14 protein-coding genes are annotated in these 15597 nt (G+C 71.1%); 2 read left to right on the plus strand and 12 right to left on the minus strand.

Annotated features, from left to right (window positions below; all coding sequences use genetic code 11):
- Window positions 1-17: 17 nt before the first annotated feature.
- Both hisS and FGW37_RS05950 read right to left on the minus strand, forming a co-directional pair.
- Window positions 18-1280, minus strand: coding sequence for a histidine--tRNA ligase (hisS, locus tag FGW37_RS05945; RefSeq protein ID WP_179080100.1), 1263 nt, complete (start codon window positions 1278-1280; stop codon window positions 18-20).
- 10 nt (window positions 1281-1290) lie between these two features.
- Window positions 1291-2013 (minus strand): MBL fold metallo-hydrolase, encoded by a 723-nt coding sequence (locus FGW37_RS05950; protein ID WP_179080101.1) that lies wholly within the window; start codon window positions 2011-2013, stop codon window positions 1291-1293.
- Between the two features lie 187 nt (window positions 2014-2200).
- Between FGW37_RS05950 and FGW37_RS05955 the strand changes: the two genes are divergently transcribed.
- The gene (locus FGW37_RS05955) at window positions 2201-3022 is read left to right on the plus strand and encodes a peptidylprolyl isomerase (protein WP_179080102.1); all 822 of its coding nucleotides are present in this window, start codon (window positions 2201-2203) and stop codon (window positions 3020-3022) included.
- 254 nt (window positions 3023-3276) lie between these two features.
- Window positions 3277-4506 carry a DUF349 domain-containing protein gene (locus tag FGW37_RS05960; RefSeq protein WP_179080103.1) on the plus strand — a complete coding sequence of 410 codons (1230 nt, stop codon included), beginning with the start codon at window positions 3277-3279 and terminating at the stop codon, window positions 4504-4506.
- Between the two features lie 54 nt (window positions 4507-4560).
- Here FGW37_RS05960 and FGW37_RS05965 read toward each other — a convergent pair whose 3' ends face one another.
- The 10 genes from FGW37_RS05965 to pdxT all read right to left on the minus strand — a co-directional run bounded on the left by FGW37_RS05965 (window position 4561) and on the right by pdxT (window position 15557).
- The gene (locus FGW37_RS05965) at window positions 4561-7077 is read right to left on the minus strand and encodes a RelA/SpoT family protein (protein ID WP_179080104.1); all 2517 of its coding nucleotides are present in this window, start codon (window positions 7075-7077) and stop codon (window positions 4561-4563) included.
- A 192-nt stretch (window positions 7078-7269) separates the two neighbouring features.
- Window positions 7270-7836: an adenine phosphoribosyltransferase gene (locus FGW37_RS05970; protein WP_179080105.1), complete on the minus strand. Its 567-nt coding sequence runs from the start codon at window positions 7834-7836 to the stop codon at window positions 7270-7272.
- Window positions 7833-8957: a protein translocase subunit SecF gene (gene secF, locus FGW37_RS05975; protein WP_179080106.1), complete on the minus strand. Its 1125-nt coding sequence runs from the start codon at window positions 8955-8957 to the stop codon at window positions 7833-7835. The genes FGW37_RS05970 and secF overlap by 4 nt, the downstream gene beginning before the upstream one ends.
- A gap of 1 nt (window position 8958) precedes the next feature.
- On the minus strand, window positions 8959-10827 hold the full coding sequence (gene secD, locus FGW37_RS05980) for a protein translocase subunit SecD (RefSeq protein WP_179080107.1): 1869 nt from the start codon (window positions 10825-10827) through the stop codon (window positions 8959-8961).
- 147 nt (window positions 10828-10974) lie between these two features.
- Complete coding sequence (gene yajC, locus FGW37_RS05985; protein ID WP_179080108.1) at window positions 10975-11475, minus strand: preprotein translocase subunit YajC; 501 nt, start codon at window positions 11473-11475, stop codon at window positions 10975-10977.
- 161 nt (window positions 11476-11636) lie between these two features.
- Window positions 11637-12725, minus strand: coding sequence for a Holliday junction branch migration DNA helicase RuvB (ruvB, locus tag FGW37_RS05990; RefSeq protein WP_179080109.1), 1089 nt, complete (start codon window positions 12723-12725; stop codon window positions 11637-11639).
- Window positions 12726-12827: 102 nt separating this feature from the next.
- On the minus strand, window positions 12828-13445 hold the full coding sequence (gene ruvA / locus FGW37_RS05995) for a Holliday junction branch migration protein RuvA (protein ID WP_179080110.1): 618 nt from the start codon (window positions 13443-13445) through the stop codon (window positions 12828-12830).
- A complete protein-coding gene (gene ruvC, locus FGW37_RS06000) occupies window positions 13442-13993 on the minus strand; it encodes a crossover junction endodeoxyribonuclease RuvC (protein ID WP_179080111.1) in 552 nt (183 codons plus the stop codon). Before ruvC ends, ruvA begins: the two co-directional genes overlap by 4 nt.
- Window positions 13994-14149: 156 nt before the next feature.
- Window positions 14150-14902 (minus strand): YebC/PmpR family DNA-binding transcriptional regulator, encoded by a 753-nt coding sequence (locus FGW37_RS06005; protein WP_058045263.1) that lies wholly within the window; start codon window positions 14900-14902, stop codon window positions 14150-14152.
- A gap of 64 nt (window positions 14903-14966) precedes the next feature.
- Window positions 14967-15557 carry a pyridoxal 5'-phosphate synthase glutaminase subunit PdxT gene (gene pdxT / locus FGW37_RS06010; protein WP_179080112.1) on the minus strand — a complete coding sequence of 197 codons (591 nt, stop codon included), beginning with the start codon at window positions 15555-15557 and terminating at the stop codon, window positions 14967-14969.
- Window positions 15558-15597 lie beyond the last annotated feature (40 nt).

Consider the following 15597-nt stretch of genomic DNA (forward strand, 5'->3'; position numbering starts at 1 on the left):
CACCAGAGGACATGCAATCAGCCCTGCTTGGCCAGGACTTCACCCACGACGTCGGCGAGGGCGACGGCCTTCTGCTCGCCGCTCTCCAGGTCCTTGAGCTGCACGTTGCCCTCGGCCAGGTCGCGCTCGCCGGCGATGACCGCGAAGCGGGCACCGGAGCGATTGGCCGACTTCATCGCGTTCTTCAGTCCCTTGCCGCCGAAGGCGAAGTCCGTGGCGACGCCGTTGCGGCGCAGCTCGGTGACCACGCCGAAGAGGACCTTGCGGGCCTCCTCGCCCAGCGGGACCGCGTAGACGTCGGTCGGCGAGGGCAGGTCGAGCGCGATGCCCTCGGCCTCCAGGGCGAGGACCGTGCGGTCCACGCCGAGCGCCCAGCCGACGGACGGCAGCGCGGGGCCGCCGATCATCTCGGACAGGCCGTCGTAGCGGCCGCCGCCGCCCACCGCGGACTGCGAGCCGAGGCCGTCGTGGACGAACTCGAAGGTGGTGCGGGTGTAGTAGTCGAGGCCGCGGACGAGCTTGGGGTCGTCCTCGAAGCCGACGCCCGCGGCGGTCAGCAGCTCGCGCACCTGCTCGTGGTAGGCCTTGCAGGCCTCGCACAGGTGGTCCCGGAAGAGCGGGGCGCCGACCAGCTGCTTCTGGACGTCCTCGCGCTTGTCGTCCAGGACGCGCAGCGGGTTGATCTCGATGCGGCGGCGGGTGTCCTCGTCCAGCTCCAGGCCGCGCAGGAAGTCCTGCAGGGCGGCGCGGTAGACGGGACGGCACTCCTTGTCGCCGAGCGAGTTCAGCAGGAGGCGGAAGTTCTGCAGGCCGAGCGACTTGTACGCGTCGACGGCCAGGATGATCAGCTCGGCGTCCAGCGCCGGGTCCTCGGCGCCGATGGCCTCCGCGCCGACCTGCGAGAAGTGGCGGTAGCGGCCCTTCTGCGGGCGCTCGTAGCGGTAGTACGAGCCGGAGTACCAGAGCTTGACGGGCAGGTTGCCGTCCTTGTGGAGGTTGCCCTCCAGCGCCGCGCGCAGCACGGAGGCGGTGCCCTCGGGGCGCAGGGCGAGCTGGTCGCCGCCGCGTGTGGTGAGGGTGTACATCTCCTTGGTCACGATGTCGGTCGACTCGCCGACACCGCGGGAGAACAGCTCGACCTGCTCGAAGCCGGGGGTCTCGACGTAGCCGTAGCCGGCCCGCTTGAGCGGGGCGGCGATGGCCTCGCGGACCGCGAGGTAGACGGCGGAGGTGGGGGGCTTGAGGTCGTAGGTGCCCTTGGGGGCCTTGAACGTACTCACGGGAAAATCGTCACATTCCTCTTCGCGGAGCGGCGGTAGGGCCGCCTCCGGAGCCGCGCTGCGTGTCCGCCACTTCCCGCAGGTACGGGTTGGTGGCACGCTCGCGGCCGATGCTGGTCTGGGGGCCGTGGCCGGAGAGGACCACGGTCGAGTCGTCCAGGGGCAGGCACACGCGTGCCAGCGACCGGAGCATCTCGGCGTGATCACCGCCCGGCAGGTCGGTGCGTCCGATGGAGCCGGCGAACAGCAGGTCGCCCGAGAAGAACACCGACGGGACGTCGGAGGCCTCGGGCAGCCGGAAGGTCACCGACCCCTTGGTATGGCCGGGCGCGTGCGCGACGGTGAACTCCAGCCCCGCGAGGTCGAGGCGGGAGCCGTCGGTCAGCTCCTTGACGTCGTCGGGCTCCCCGACCGTGAGCTCGCCCATGAGCTGCTGCCCGATGGACCGGCCGAGGGCCTTCTCCGGGTCGCTCATCATGTAGCGGTCGGCGGGGTGGATCCAGGCCGGGACGTCGTGGGCGCCGCACACGGGGACGACCGAGGCGACATGGTCGATGTGGCCGTGGGTGAGGACGACGGCGACGGGCTTGAGCCGATGCTTCCTGAGCGCCTCCTCGACCCCGGGGGCCGCCTGGTGGCCCGGGTCGATGATCACGCACTCCTCGCCGGCGGCGGGGGCGACCAGATAGCAATTGGTCCCCCAGGCCCCGGCGGGGAACCCGGCAATCAGCACATTCGTCCTTAATGATCGACCAGCAGAATTTCATCAGCGGTGCGGCCGGGGCGCCCCAGGGGGATCACCGGCTGCGAACAAGAGCCTACCGGCGGCACTCCCGCGGCCGCGAACCCGTATACGGTACGGGCACACCAGCAACACAGGGCTCAATGACATGGACAAGTCGGTATGAGGAGTAGACCCGGTGGTCAGTAACGAGCAGCGGCGGCGGCAGCTCGCCCGGGAGAAGTTCGAGCGGCAGCAGCAGCGTCGTGAGGAGGCCCGGCGCAAGGCCCGCCGCCGGAACGCGGTGATCGCCGCCGGCCTCGCGGTGGTGCTGGCCGCGGGCGCGGGTGCGTACGCCACGGGCGCGCTGTCCGGTGACGACAAGAAGGACAGCACCGACGCCGCGGCCCCCGACACCTCCGCGAAGCCTTCCAAGGGTCCGGACCCGTGCGCCAAGGCCGCCCCCGGCTCCCCCGCCACCAAGACGTGGAAGTCGGAGCCGGAGATGGGCATCGACAAGTCCGCGGCGTACGCGATGGACTTGAAGACGACCTGCGGCACGATCGACGTCAAGCTCGACGCGGCGAACGCCCCGCACACGGTCAACTCCTTTAACTTCCTGGCCGGCGAGGGCTACTTCGACCACACCAAGTGCCACCGCCTGACCACCAGCGGCATCTACGTCCTGCAGTGCGGCGACCCCAAGGGCCTGGGCAACGGCGGCCCGGGCTACACCCTGCCCGACGAGAACCTCAAGGACTCCAGGCTCAAGGGGAACGTCTACCCCGCCGGCACGGTGGCGATGGCCAACACCGGCCAGCCGCACACCGGCGGAAGCCAGTTCTTCCTCGTCTACCAGGACAGCCCGCTGCCCCCGACGTACACACCCTTCGGCACGATCGGCGCCGAGGGCATGAAGACGCTCAAGAAGATCGCCGATGCGGGCGAGTCCAAGGGAGTCGGCGACGGCGCCCCGAACGCGACGGTGGTCATCGACAAGGCGACGGTCGCCAAGTCCTGACCCCGTCCCGCCGCCCCCGATCAGGCCTCCGGTGCCCGGCCGTTGCCCGCAGAGCGAAATTTCGGTCGCGCGGGATACGGACAGCCAGGGCGCCGGTCGCCTATGTTGGCGTTGTGTAGGGTGCCTGATCCGGCGGCTACCCGCACCCAAATGATCAAGCCGTCGGACCGGCCAGGGCGCGGCCCTGCCCGGAACAACTGTGGACGATGCGCGAGGGCCGCACGCCGGCCTCGGCATCATGTGGAGGAGGCGCTGTGAGCAGCGACCCATGGGGCCGCGTCGACGAGACGGGGACCGTGTACGTGCGTACTGCCGGCGGAGAGCAGGTCGTCGGATCGTGGCAGGCCGGGTCTCCCGAGGAGGCCCTTGCTTACTTCGAGCGCAAGTACGAGGGCCTGGTCGTCGAGATCGGCCTCCTCGAGAAGCGGGTCAGGACCACCGACCTGTCGGCCAAGGACGCGACGACCGCGATCGACCACCTGCGCACGCAGGTCGACGAGCACCACGCCGTAGGTGACCTCGACGCGCTGCGCGTCCGTCTCGACAAGCTCGTCGAGACGGTCGAGGCGCGCCGCGAGGAGCGCAAGGCCGCCAAGGCCAAGCAGGCCGACGAGGCCCGTACGGCCAAGGAGGCGCTGGTCGCCGAGGCCGAGGAGCTGGCCGCGAGCGAGCAGTGGCGGTCGGCCGGCGAGCGGCTGCGCGCGCTGGTCGACATCTGGAAGGGCCTTCCGCGCCTGGACCGCAAGGCCGACGACGAGCTGTGGCACCGCTTCTCGCACGCCCGCTCGGCGTTCTCCAAGCGGCGCAAGGCGCACTTCGCCTCCCTCGACGCCCAGCGCGAGGAGGCTCGCAAGGCCAAGGAGAAGCTGGTCGCCGAGGCCGAGACTCTCTCCGGCTCCACCGACTGGGGCCCGACGGCCGCGCGTTACCGCGACCTGATGGCGGAGTGGAAGGCCGTCGGCCGTGCGCAGCGCGAGGCGGAGGACGACCTGTGGAGCCGTTTCCGCGGTGCGCAGGACGTCTTCTTCCAGGCCCGCAGCGAGGTCTTCGCCGAGCGCGACGCCGAGCAGCAGGTCAACCTGACGCACAAGGAGGAGCTCGCGGTCGAGGCCGAGAAGCTGCTGCCCGTCACCGACCTGAAGGCGGCCCGCGCCGCGTTCCGTTCGATCAACGAGCGCTGGGAGGCCATCGGCCACGTCCCGCGGGACGCCCGCCCGAAGATCGAGGGCCGGATGCACGCGGTGGAGCGCGCCATCCAGGAGGCCGAGGAGGCCGAGTGGCGGCGCACGAACCCCGAGGCGCGGGCCCGCGCGGCCGGTCTCACCGGCCAGCTGCAGGCGGCCGTCGACAAGCTGCAGGAGCAGGTCGACAAGGCGCGTGCCGCGGGCAACGACGCCAAGGCGGCCAAGCTCTCGCAGGAGCTTGAGGGGCGTAAGGCCCTGCTGGACCAGGCTCTGAAGGGCCTGGAGGAGTTCGGCGGCTGACAGGCCGCACAAAAAATACCTCCCCCGGTGCGCTGCACCGGGGGAGGTATTTCTTTATGGCCTCCGGGCCGAGGTCACGCGGTAGACGTCGTACACGCCCTCGACGCCCCGCACGGCCTTCAGGACGTGACCGAGGTGCTTGGGGTCGCCCATCTCGAAGGTGAAGCGGGACGTGGCCACCCGGTCCCGGGAGGTCTGCACGGCCGCGGACAGGATGTTGACGTGCTGGTCGGACAGGACGCGCGTGACGTCCGAGAGCAGCCGGGAGCGGTCCAGCGCCTCGACCTGGATCGCGACCAGGAAGACCGAGGACTGGGTGGGCGCCCACTCGACGTCGATGATCCGTTCGGGCTGCTGCGAGAGCGACTCGACGTTGACGCAGTCGGCGCGGTGCACCGAGATGCCGTTGCCGCGGGTGACGAAGCCGATGATGGGGTCGCCGGGCACCGGCGTACAGCACCGGGCGAGCTTCACCCAGACGTCCTCGACGCCCTTGACGATCACGCCGGGGTCCGCGCTGGAGCGCCGCTTGGAGCGGCCGCGGATCGGTGCGGTCTCCTCGATGTCCTCGGTGGCGGCGTCCTCTCCGCCGAGGGCCTGCACCAGCTTCTGCACGACGCCCTGCGCCGCGACGTGGCCCTCGCCGATGGCGGCGTAGAGGGAGGAGATGTCGGGGTAGCGCATCTCGTGCGCGAGGGTCACCAGGGAGTCGCCGGTGAGGATCCGCTGGATCGGCAGGTTCTGCTTGCGCATGGCGCGCGCGATGGAGTCCTTGCCCTGCTCGATGGCCTCGTCGCGGCGCTCCTTGGAGAACCAGGCACGGATCTTGTTGCGGGCGCGGGGGGACTTGACGAAGCCCAGCCAGTCGCGGGAGGGGCCGGCGCCGGGCGCCTTGGAGGTGAAGACCTCGACGAGATCGCCGTTGTCGAGGGTGGACTCCAGCGGCACGAGCCGCCCGTTGACCCGGGCCCCTATCGTGCGGTGGCCGACCTCCGTGTGGACGGCGTAGGCGAAGTCGACCGGGGTGGCCCCGGCCGGGAGCGCTATGACATCGCCCTTGGGGGTGAAGACGAAGACCTCGTTGCGGGAGAGGTCGAAGCGCAGGGACTCCAGGAACTCGCCCGGGTCCTCGGTCTCCTTCTGCCAGTCCAGCAGCTGCCGCAGCCAGGCCATGTCATTGACGGTGTCCTGGTTCTTGCCGGCGTGCTTGGGCACGTCGGTGCGGACCTTGGAGGCTCCGGCGACGGCCTCCTGCTTGTACTTCCAGTGCGCGGCGATGCCGTACTCGGCGCGGCGGTGCATGTCGAAGGTGCGGATCTGCAGCTCGACGGGCTTGCCGCTGGGCCCTATGACCGTCGTGTGCAACGACTGGTACATGTTGAACTTGGGCATCGCGATGTAGTCCTTGAACCGCCCGGGCACCGGGTTCCACCGGGCGTGGACGGTGCCGAGCGCCGCGTAGCAGTCGCGGACGGTGTCGACGAGGACGCGGATGCCCACCAGGTCGTAGATCTCGGCGAAGTCGCGGCCCCGCACGATCATCTTCTGGTAGACGCTGTAGTAGTGCTTCGGCCGGCCGGTGACGGTGGCCTTGATGCGAGCGGCACGCAGATCCGCCTGGACCTCGTCGGTGACGACGGCCAGGTACTCGTCGCGCTTGGGGGCCCGCTCGGCGACGAGACGGACGATCTCGTCGTACATCTTGGGGTAGAGGATCGCGAAGGCGAGGTCCTCCAGCTCCCACTTGATGGTGTTCATGCCCAGCCGGTGCGCCAGCGGGGCGTAGATCTCAAGGGTCTCGCGGGCCTTCTTCTCCTGCTTCTCCCGCTTGAGGTAGCGCATGGTGCGCATGTTGTGCAGGCGGTCGGCGAGCTTGATGACCAGGACGCGCGGGTCCTTGGCCATGGCGACGACCATCTTGCGGACGGTCTCGGCCTGCGCGGCCTCGCCGAACTGCACGCGGTCGAGCTTGGTGACGCCGTCCACCAGCAGGGCGACCTGGTCGCCGAAGTCGCGGCGCAGGTCGTCCAGGCCGTACTCGGTGTCCTCGACGGTGTCGTGCAGCAGCCCGGCCATCAGCGTGGCCGGATCCATGCCGAGCTCGGCGAGGATCGTGGTCACCGCGAGGGGGTGGGTGATATAGGGATCGCCGCTCTTGCGCTTCTGGCCGCGGTGCCAGCGCTCGGCGACCTGGTAGGCGCGCTCGATCTGGCGCAGGGTCGTCGCGTCGGCCTTCGGGTCGTTTCCGCGCACGATGCGCAGGAGCGGTTCGAGGACCGGGTTGTACGGGCTGGAGCGCTGGACGCCGAGGCGGGCGAGGCGGGCCCGGACGCGGCTGGAGGAGCCGGGGCGCGGGGCGGTGGGCGGCGGCGTGGGCCGGACGGGTGAGGTCCCCGCGACGGCCGGGACCTGGCTCTTCGGTCCGCTGCCCGCGCCGGGGCCGGCCGGCGGCCGGGGCGTGGACTCAGGCGCGCTCTGCGGGCGGCCCTTGGGCGTGCCCGCGGCCGCCGCGGCCTCGGGAGACGGCTTGTCCTGTGGTGCGGCGGTGAGCGGCTGGGCCTCGTCTGGCAAGAGCACTCCTCATGCGGGGTCCGGCCCCCCGATCAGGTCCGGACAACCATGGTATCGACCCGGGCGGCGGGGCGGCCGCGCACCCGGCTGTGCTCAGAAGAACGCGGGGCGGGCCCCGGGGTCTTCCCCGGGGCCCGCCCCGCGTTGCGCAGTGCGTGCCGGTCCTGCCCTGCAGGGCAGGTCAGAGGCGCGTCAGACCGTGATCAGCGCCTCCAGCGGAGCGTCACCGAGGGCGTTCGCGAGCCGCTCGCGGCCGGGCAGGAAGCCGAGCTCCATGAGCACGGCGACACCGGCGACCTCGGCGCCGGCCCGGCGGATCAGCCGGAGCGAGGCCTCGGCGGTGCCGCCGGTGGCCAGCACGTCGTCGATGACGAGGACGCGGTCGCCGGGGCCGACGGCGTCGGCGTGCATCTCGATCTCCGCCGTGCCGTACTCCAGCTCGTAGGCCTGGGCCAGCGTGGCTCCGGGGAGCTTGCCGGCCTTGCGCACGGGCACGAAGCCGAGCCCCGCGCGGACGGCGGCCGGGGCACCGAGGATGAAGCCCCGGGCCTCCAGGCCGACGACCTTGGTGGCGCCGTGGCGCTTGCACAGCGCGGCGAGCTCGTCGGTCAGGGCGGCGAAGGCCGTGGCATCGGCGAGCAGGGGGGTGATGTCCTTGAACATCACGCCCGGCTTCGGATAGTCGGCCACGTCGTGGATGTGCGTCAGCAGCAGGTCACGCAGCTTCTCGTCGGCCGTGCCGACGCCCGTGGTGCTCATCGGCGCTTCCCCTGGGGGCGGCCGCCGCGAGTGCCGCGGCCGCGGGCGGCGGACTGGCGGGGGGCGACGACACCGGACGCGGCGTCCTCGGTCTCCCCGTCCTCATCGCCGGGAACCTCGTCGCTCGGCTCCTCGCCCGACTCGCCCTTGGCCGCCATGGCGGCACGCTTGGCGCGCACCCGCTTGGCCAGGGCCTTCATCTGCGGGTCGCGCTCCTTGAAGTCGGCGACCAGCGGCGTGGCGATGAAGATCGACGAGTAGGCGCCGGCCGCGAGGCCGACGAACAGGGCGAGCGAGATGTCGTTGAGCATGCCCGCGCCGAGGAAGCCGCCGCCGATGAACAGCAGGCCGGCGACCGGCAGCAGCGCGACCACCGTGGTGTTGATCGAACGCACCAGGGTGGCATTCAGGCTGCGGTTGGCGATCTCGCTGTAGGTGAAGCGGGTCTGCTTGGTGATGTCCTTCGCGCCCTCCTTGAGACCGTCGAAGACGACGACGGTGTCGTAGAGGGAGTAGCCGAGGATGGTGAGCAGACCGATCACCGTGCCCGGGGTGACCTCGAAGCCGACCAGGGCGTAGACGCCGACGGTGATCGTGAGGTCGTGGATGAGGGCGACGAGGGCGGCGAGCGCCATGCGCCACTCGAAGGCGATCGCCAGATAGATCACCACGAGGATCATGAAGACGGCGAGGCCGGTCCATGCCTTGTTGGCGATCTGGTCACCCCAGCTCGGGCCGACGATGTCGGTGTTGACCTTGTCCGTGGAGACGCCGAGCTTCTTGGCGAGCGCCTCCTGGGTGGCGCGCGACTGCTCGGTGGTGACGTCACTGACCTGGATGCGCAGCGGGCCGTTGCCGAGCTTCTGGGCGATCGCGGTGTGACCGGAGGCCTCTTCCGCGATCTCCCGGGCGCTCTCGGCCGAGACCGAGGTGCTGGGCGTGGTGAAGACCGCGCCGCCGGAGAACTCGATGCCCATGTTCAGGCCGCGCACCGCCAGGCCCACGATGGCCGTGATGGTGATGAGGATCGAGATGCCGTACCAGATCTTCCGCTTGCCCACGAAGTCGTAGCCGACCTCGCCGCGGTAGAGCCGGGCGCCGAGATTGCCGAGCTTGGACATCTCACGCCTCCTTGGGGTCGACGGGGGCGGAGGGGCGGCGGCGGGAGGCCCGCAGCGGCGGCTGGACGCCGAGCCGCTTGGGGTCGAGCCCGGACCACGGATGGCCACTGGCGAAGAACTTGCGCCGGGCGAGGAGCGTCATCAGCGGCTTGGTGAAGAAGAAGACCACGACGACGTCGAGGAGCGTGGTCAGACCGAGGGTGAACGCGAAGCCCTGCACCTTGCCGACCGTGACGATGAAGAGCACCGCGGCGGCCAGGAAGGACACGAAGTCGGAGACCAGGATCGTGCGCCGGGCGCGCGGCCAGCCGCGCTCGACGGCCGGGCGCAGGGTGCGTCCCTCGCGGATCTCGTCGCGGATGCGCTCGAAGTAGACGATGAAGGAGTCGGCGGTGATGCCGATCGCGACGATCGCACCGCAGACGGCCGGCAGGTTCAGCGCGAAGCCGATGGCCTGGCCGAGCAGCACCATGATCGTGTACGTGAGGATCGCCGAGGCCAGGAGGCTGGCGAGGGCGACGAGCGCGAGGCCGCGGTAGTACGCGACCAGGTAGATGATCACCAGGACGAGGCCGATGGCGCCCGCCAGCAGACCGGCGCGCAGCTGCTCACCGCCGAGCGCGGCGGTGACCGTCTGCTCGGTGACGACGTCGAAGGACAGCGGCAGGGCGCCGTAGGACAGCACGTTGGCGAGGTCCTGGGCGCTGGCCTGGGTGAAGCCGCCGGAGATCTCCGCCTGGCCGCCCGTGATCGAGGTGGAGACGGAGGGGTCGGAGACGACCTCGCCGTCCAGGACGATCGCGAACTGGTTCTGCGGGGGCTGCTTGCCCGCGAGCTGGCCGGTGACGTCCGCGAACTTCTTGGAGCCGGCGGAGTCGAACTTCAGCTGGACGAGCCAGCCGCGGCCCTGCTGGCTGTCGAAGACGGCGCTGGCGCCGGTGACGCCGGTGCCCTCGACGGACACCGGGCCGAGGATCTCCTTGGCCGAGCCGTCCTTCTTGCAGGCCACGATGACGTCGGTCGTCTTGGCGCCCGCCGCGGCCTCGCTCGCCTTGGCGCGGCCCTCGGGGGTGGTGCAGTCCAGGGCGTCGAGCTTCTTCTGCAGCGCGGCGACGTCGGCCGGGGACGGGGTGGGCTCCTTGGACTTGTCGTCCTTCTTGCCCTCGTCCTTCTTGGCGTCGTCCTTCTTCTCGTCCTTCGCCTTGTCGTCCTTGGCGACGGCCGAGGCGGACGGGGTGGCGTCGGCCTTGACGGCGTCGGTGACCGGGCGGCCCTGCTGGCGCGGGCTCGCGCTCGCGGAGGGGGCGCCCGAGGCCGGGGAGGAGGCGGAGGCGGAAGGCGAGCCGGAGGGCTTGGTCTTGCCGTCCTTGTCCTTGCCGTCCTTGTCCTTGGCGTCCTTGTCCTTGGCGTCCTTGTCCTTGCCGGGGGACGAAGCGTTGGGAGTGGGCTCGGTCTTGGCACCGGGGGCCACGGACAGCACGGGGCGGAAGCCGAGCTTGGCGGTGGTTCCGACCTGCTGGCGGGCCTGCTTCGCGTTCGTCCCCTTGGGGATGTTCACGATGATGTGGTTGTCGCCCTGCGTCTGGACCTCGGCCTCGGTGACGCCCAGACCGTTGACACGCCGCTCGATGATGCCGACCGCGGTGTTCATATTGGTCGGGTTGATCGCATTGGGCTTGCCGGGCTCGTTCTTGGCCTCCAGCGTGAAGCTGGTGCCGCCCGCGAGGTCGATGCCCAGCCGCGGCGTGGTGCGCCCTGAGGCGAACATCCCCGCGGTGAGCGCCACCATGGCGATCAGGATCAGGGCGAGGACCCGGCCCGGCCTGCCCTGGCCGCCCGGGGACCTGCGGCCCTTCTTCGGTGCTGCCACCTTGTCGTTTCTCCCTGTCCAACCGCCCGGTGCCGTGCGTTCGCCGGGCGGCCACGAATGTTGTGGGGACCTGCCCCCCGCCGGAGCCTAGACCGTCAGGGAACCGCGGCGCACTGCCCCAGCAGTGCTCCGCGGTTCCTCGAAGGGCTACTTCGCGTCGGCGTCGCCGTCCTGCTTGCCGTCCCGCTTGGCGTCCTTGGTGTCCTCGGCGGCCTTCTCGGCGGACTCGGACTCCGGCTCGGCGGCCTTCTCGGCCTCGGCCGCCTCGCCCTTGCCCAGGTCGATCTTCTTGTCGGCCGGGGCCTCGGACTCGGTCAGCGACGAGGCATCGTCCGGGACGACAGGGGTCTCGGAGTCGTGCGGCTCGATCCCGTGGACGATGCGGTTGTACTCGGCGTCCTCCAGGACGGCGCCGATGGCGTTCTTCGCGTAGATCGCGTGGACGCCCGGGGCCACCTCGAGGAGGACCGTGTCGTCGCTGACCTCCTTGACGGTGGCGTACATGCCGCCGATCGTCCGCACGCCGGTGCCCGGCTGCATCTGGTCGCGCATCTGCGCCGCCTGGCGCTGCTTGTTCTTGGCCGATCGCGTCATCAGGAACATGGCCCCGATGAGCACGATGAACGGCAGGAGAGTCACGATATTCACGGGACGGGGTTTCCTTCACACGACCGCGGGGGTGCGGCCTTCTACGGGGGTGGTATGCCGCGCCGGTACGGACGGCATCGGCGGAGTCTAAGCGAGTCCGCGCCTATGGAACAACGCCCAGCATGGCACCGTGGTTCCTGACCCGACCAGCCCCCGCGCCGTCACCCTCCGAAGAGGCCCTGGTGGGGAGGGGTGCCCGCCCGGCCCCCCGGGCCGGCTTCGTTGACGAGGCCGAGGTGCTCCCACGCGGCCGGGGTGGCGATGCGGCCCCTGGGCGTACGGGCCAGCAGGCCCTCGCGGACGAGGAACGGCTCGGCGACCTCCTCGACCGTCTCGCGCTCCTCGCCGACGGCCACGGCCAGGGTGGACAGGCCCACCGGTCCGCCGCCGAAGAGCTTGAGGAGGGCGGTCAGGACGGCGCGGTCCAGCCGGTCGAGGCCGCGGGCGTCGACCTCGTAGACGTCGAGCGCCCGGGCGGCGATCTCGCGGGTGATCACCCCGTCGGCCTTGACCTGGGCGTAGTCGCGGACGCGGCGCAGCAGGCGGTTGGCGATGCGGGGGGTGCCGCGGGAGCGGCCGGCGATCTCGGCGGCTCCCCGGTCCTCGATCTCCACGTCCAGCAGCCGGGCCGAGCGGTGCACCACGCGCTGCAGCTCGGCGGGGGCGTAGAACTCCATGTGCCCGGTGAAGCCGAAGCGGTCGCGCAGCGGGGGCGGGAGCAGACCGGCCCGGGTCGTGGCACCGACGAGGGTGAAGGGCGGCAGCTCCAGGGGGATGGCGGTGGCGCCGGGGCCCTTGCCGACGATCACGTCGACGCGGAAGTCCTCCATGGCCATGTAGAGCATCTCCTCGGCGGGCCGCGACATGCGGTGGATCTCGTCGAGGAAGAGGACCTCTCCTTCGGTGAGGGAGGAGAGGATCGCGGCGAGATCGCCGGCGTGCTGGATGGCGGGGCCGGAGGTGATGCGGATGGGGGCGCCCATCTCGGCCGCGATGATCATCGAGAGGGTGGTCTTGCCGAGGCCGGGGGCTCCGGAGAGCAGCACGTGGTCGGCGGTGGCGCCGCGGGCCCGGGCGGCCTTGAGGACGAGGTCGAGCTGCTCGCGCACGCGCTCCTGGCCGACGAACTCGCCGAGGTCCTTGGGGCGCAGCGCGGCCTCGACGGCCTGGTCCTCGCCGTCGGCGGCGGTGGCGACGAGGCGGTCGCCTGCGGGGGGCTCCGCGTATGCGGATTCGTCGTCCCAGTTCACGGGTTGAACCTCACGGTCGAGTGCTTGGTCGGATGGTCGGCAGGGGTTCCGCCGGTGCGGTCCGGTGGCGCGAACCGCTCACCGGGCAGCACCGGGCCCTGCTCATCGCGCCCGGTTCAGCGTCTGCAGCGCGGCCCGCAGCAGCTGGCCGACCTGGGGCTGACCGCCGTCGGCGAGAACGGCCTCCGCCCGGGGCGCCACCGCCTCCACCGCCTCGTCCGCCTCACGGGCGGCATAGCCCAGACCGACGAGCGCGGCCTGGAGCTGCTCGCGCCAGCCCGCGGCGGCGGGGGCGGCGGCCGGTGCGGCCGAGCCGACGGGCTTGCCGAGCCGGTCCTTCAGCTCCAGCAGCAGCTTCTGCGCGCCCTTCTTGCCGATGCCGGGCACCGCGGTCAGGGCCTTCTCGTCACCGGAGGCGAAGGCGCGCCGCAGTGCGTCGGGGCTGTGCACGGCGAGCATGGCCTGGGCGAGACGGGGCCCGACGCCGCTGGCGGTCTGCAGCAGCTCGAAGGTCTGGCGCTCGTCGTCGTCGGCGAAGCCGTAGAGCGTGAGCGAGTCCTCGCGGACGACCAGGGAGGTGGCGAGGCGGGCCTGCCGGCCGATGCGAAGGCCCGAGAGGGTGCCCGGCGTGCACTGGACGGCCATACCGATGCCGCCGACCTCGACGACCGCGGTGTCGGGGGCGAGGGCGGCGACGGGGCCGGAGACGAAGGCGATCATCGGGTGCCCTTCGGGAGGCGGACGGGTGCGGTGGTGCGGCGCTGGGCGGCGGCGAGCTGCTGCAGGCGGCCGGCGGCCGGGGCGCGCCAGATGTGGCAGATGGCCAGGGCCAGGGCGTCGGCGGCATCGGCCGGCTTCGGCGGTGCGTCGAGCCGCAGGAGGCGGGTGACCATGGCGCCGACCTGGGCCTTGTCCGCCCGGCCGGAGCCGGTGACGGCGGCCTTGACCTCGCTGGGGGTGTGCAGGGCGACGGGCAGGCCGCGGCGGGCGGCGCACAGCATGGCGACGGCGCTGGCCTGGGCGGTGCCCATGACCGTGCGGACGTTGTGCTGGCTGAAGACGCGCTCCACGGCGACGAATTCGGGCCGGTGCTCGTCGAGCCACTGCTCGATGCCGCGCTCTATGAGCACCAGGCGGTCGGCGATGTCGGCCTCGGCGGGGGTGCGCACGACGCCCACGCCGACCATGCGCAGCGGGCGGCCCGCCGTGCCCTCCACCACGCCGACGCCGCAGCGCGTGAGCCCCGGGTCCACGCCCAGTACCCGCATCGCCCCTCCCCTTCTTTGCGGCCGAACCGCCGCTCTCGCGGCGGCCCGTGGCGGCGATCTTCAACGTCCGCCTCAGGCTATCCGCTGCCACTGACAACGCGACGGGCCGGCGGGACCGTGTCCCGCCGGCCCGTCGGCCGACCGCAGTCGGAAGCCTTACGCGTCGACCTTCGCCATGACCTCGTCCGAGACGTCGAAGTTGGCGAAGACGTTCTGGACGTCGTCGCTGTCCTCGAGCGCGTCGATCAGCTTGAAGATCTTGCGCGCGCCCTCTTCGTCGAGCTCCACCTGCATGGTGGGGACGAAGTTGGCCTCGGCCGAGTCGTAGTCGATGCCTTCCTTCTGGAGGGCGGTGCGGACCGCGACGAGGTCGGTGGCCTCGCTGAGGACCTCGAAGGACTCGCCGAGGTCGTTGACCTCCTCGGCACCGGCGTCCAGGACGGCGCCGAGCACGTCGTCCTCACTGAGCTCGCCCTTGGGGACGATCACGACGCCCTTGCGGTTGAACAGGTAGGACACCGAGCCCGGGTCGGCCATGGAGCCGCCGTTGCGGGTCATGGCGACGCGCACGTCGGAGGCGGCGCGGTTGCGGTTGTCGGTGAGGCACTCGATGAGGACCGCAACGCCGTTCGGGCCGTAACCCTCGTACATGATCGTCTCGTAGTCGGCGCCGCCCGCCTCGAGACCGCCGCCGCGCTTGACCGCGGAGTCGATGTTCTTGTTCGGGACGGACTGCTTCTTCGCCTTCTGGATGGCGTCGTAGAGCGTCGGGTTGCCCTCGATGTCGACGCCGCCCATGCGAGCCGCGACCTCGATGTTCTTGATGAGCTTCGCGAAGAGCTTGCCGCGCTTGGCGTCGATCACGGCCTTCTTGTGCTTCGTCGTAGCCCATTTAGAGTGGCCGGACATCCGCCTGTCTCCTTCGCGTAACCAAATTCTGAGAACGAACGACTGAGATCCTACCGGGGCCGGGCTACCGGGCTGCGCGCACCATGTCCACGAAGTAGGCGTGGACCCGGTGGTCGCCGGTGAGCTCCGGGTGGAAGGACGTCGCCAGCACGTTGCCCTGGCGCACCGCGACGGTGTGGCCGTCGTAGGTGGCGACGATCTCGGCCGCGGCTCCGACGGACTCGACCCAGGGGGCGCGGATGAAGACGCCCTCGACGGGGCCGCCCTCGATGCCCGCCATCTCGACGGCCGCCTCGAAGGACTCGTTCTGCCGGCCGAAGGCGTTGCGGCGGACGATCATGTCTATGCCGCCGAGCGTCTCCTGGTCCTCCCGTCCGTCCAGCAGCTTGTCGGCCAGCATGATCATGCCGGCGCAGGTGCCGTAGACGGGCATCCCGGCCCGTACGCGCTCGCGCAGCGGCTCCAGCATCCCGAAGACGACGGCGAGCTTGGACATGGTGGTGGACTCGCCACCGGGTATCACCAGGCCGTCGACCTCGGCGAGCTCCTCGGGGCGGCGGACCGGGCGGGCGAGCGCGTCGGCGGAGGCGAGGGCGACGAGGTGCTCACGGACGTCGCCCTGCAGGGCGAGGACGCCGATGGTGGGGGTGGACACGGGTTTCTCCGTCTCGGGTCTCTCGGGTCTGGACGACGGC

It is taken from the genome of Streptomyces rectiverticillatus (genome assembly GCF_013394065.1).
Classification (GTDB): Bacteria; Actinomycetota; Actinomycetes; order Streptomycetales; family Streptomycetaceae; genus Streptomyces; species Streptomyces rectiverticillatus.

Bases quoted from the DNA above. Each gene is read 5' to 3' on its own strand.
- FGW37_RS05970 (WP_179080105.1), bottom strand. From the start codon at position 7,836: ATGAGCACCACGGGCGTCGGCACGGCCGACGAGAAGCTGCGTGACCTG.
- secF (WP_179080106.1), bottom strand. From the start codon at position 8,957: ATGTCCAAGCTCGGCAATCTCGGCGCCCGGCTCTACCGCGGCGAGGTC.
- ruvA (WP_179080110.1), bottom strand. From the start codon at position 13,445: ATGATCGCCTTCGTCTCCGGCCCCGTCGCCGCCCTCGCCCCCGACACC.
- ruvC (WP_179080111.1), bottom strand. From the start codon at position 13,993: ATGCGGGTACTGGGCGTGGACCCGGGGCTCACGCGCTGCGGCGTCGGC.
- FGW37_RS06005 (WP_058045263.1), bottom strand. From the start codon at position 14,902: ATGTCCGGCCACTCTAAATGGGCTACGACGAAGCACAAGAAGGCCGTG.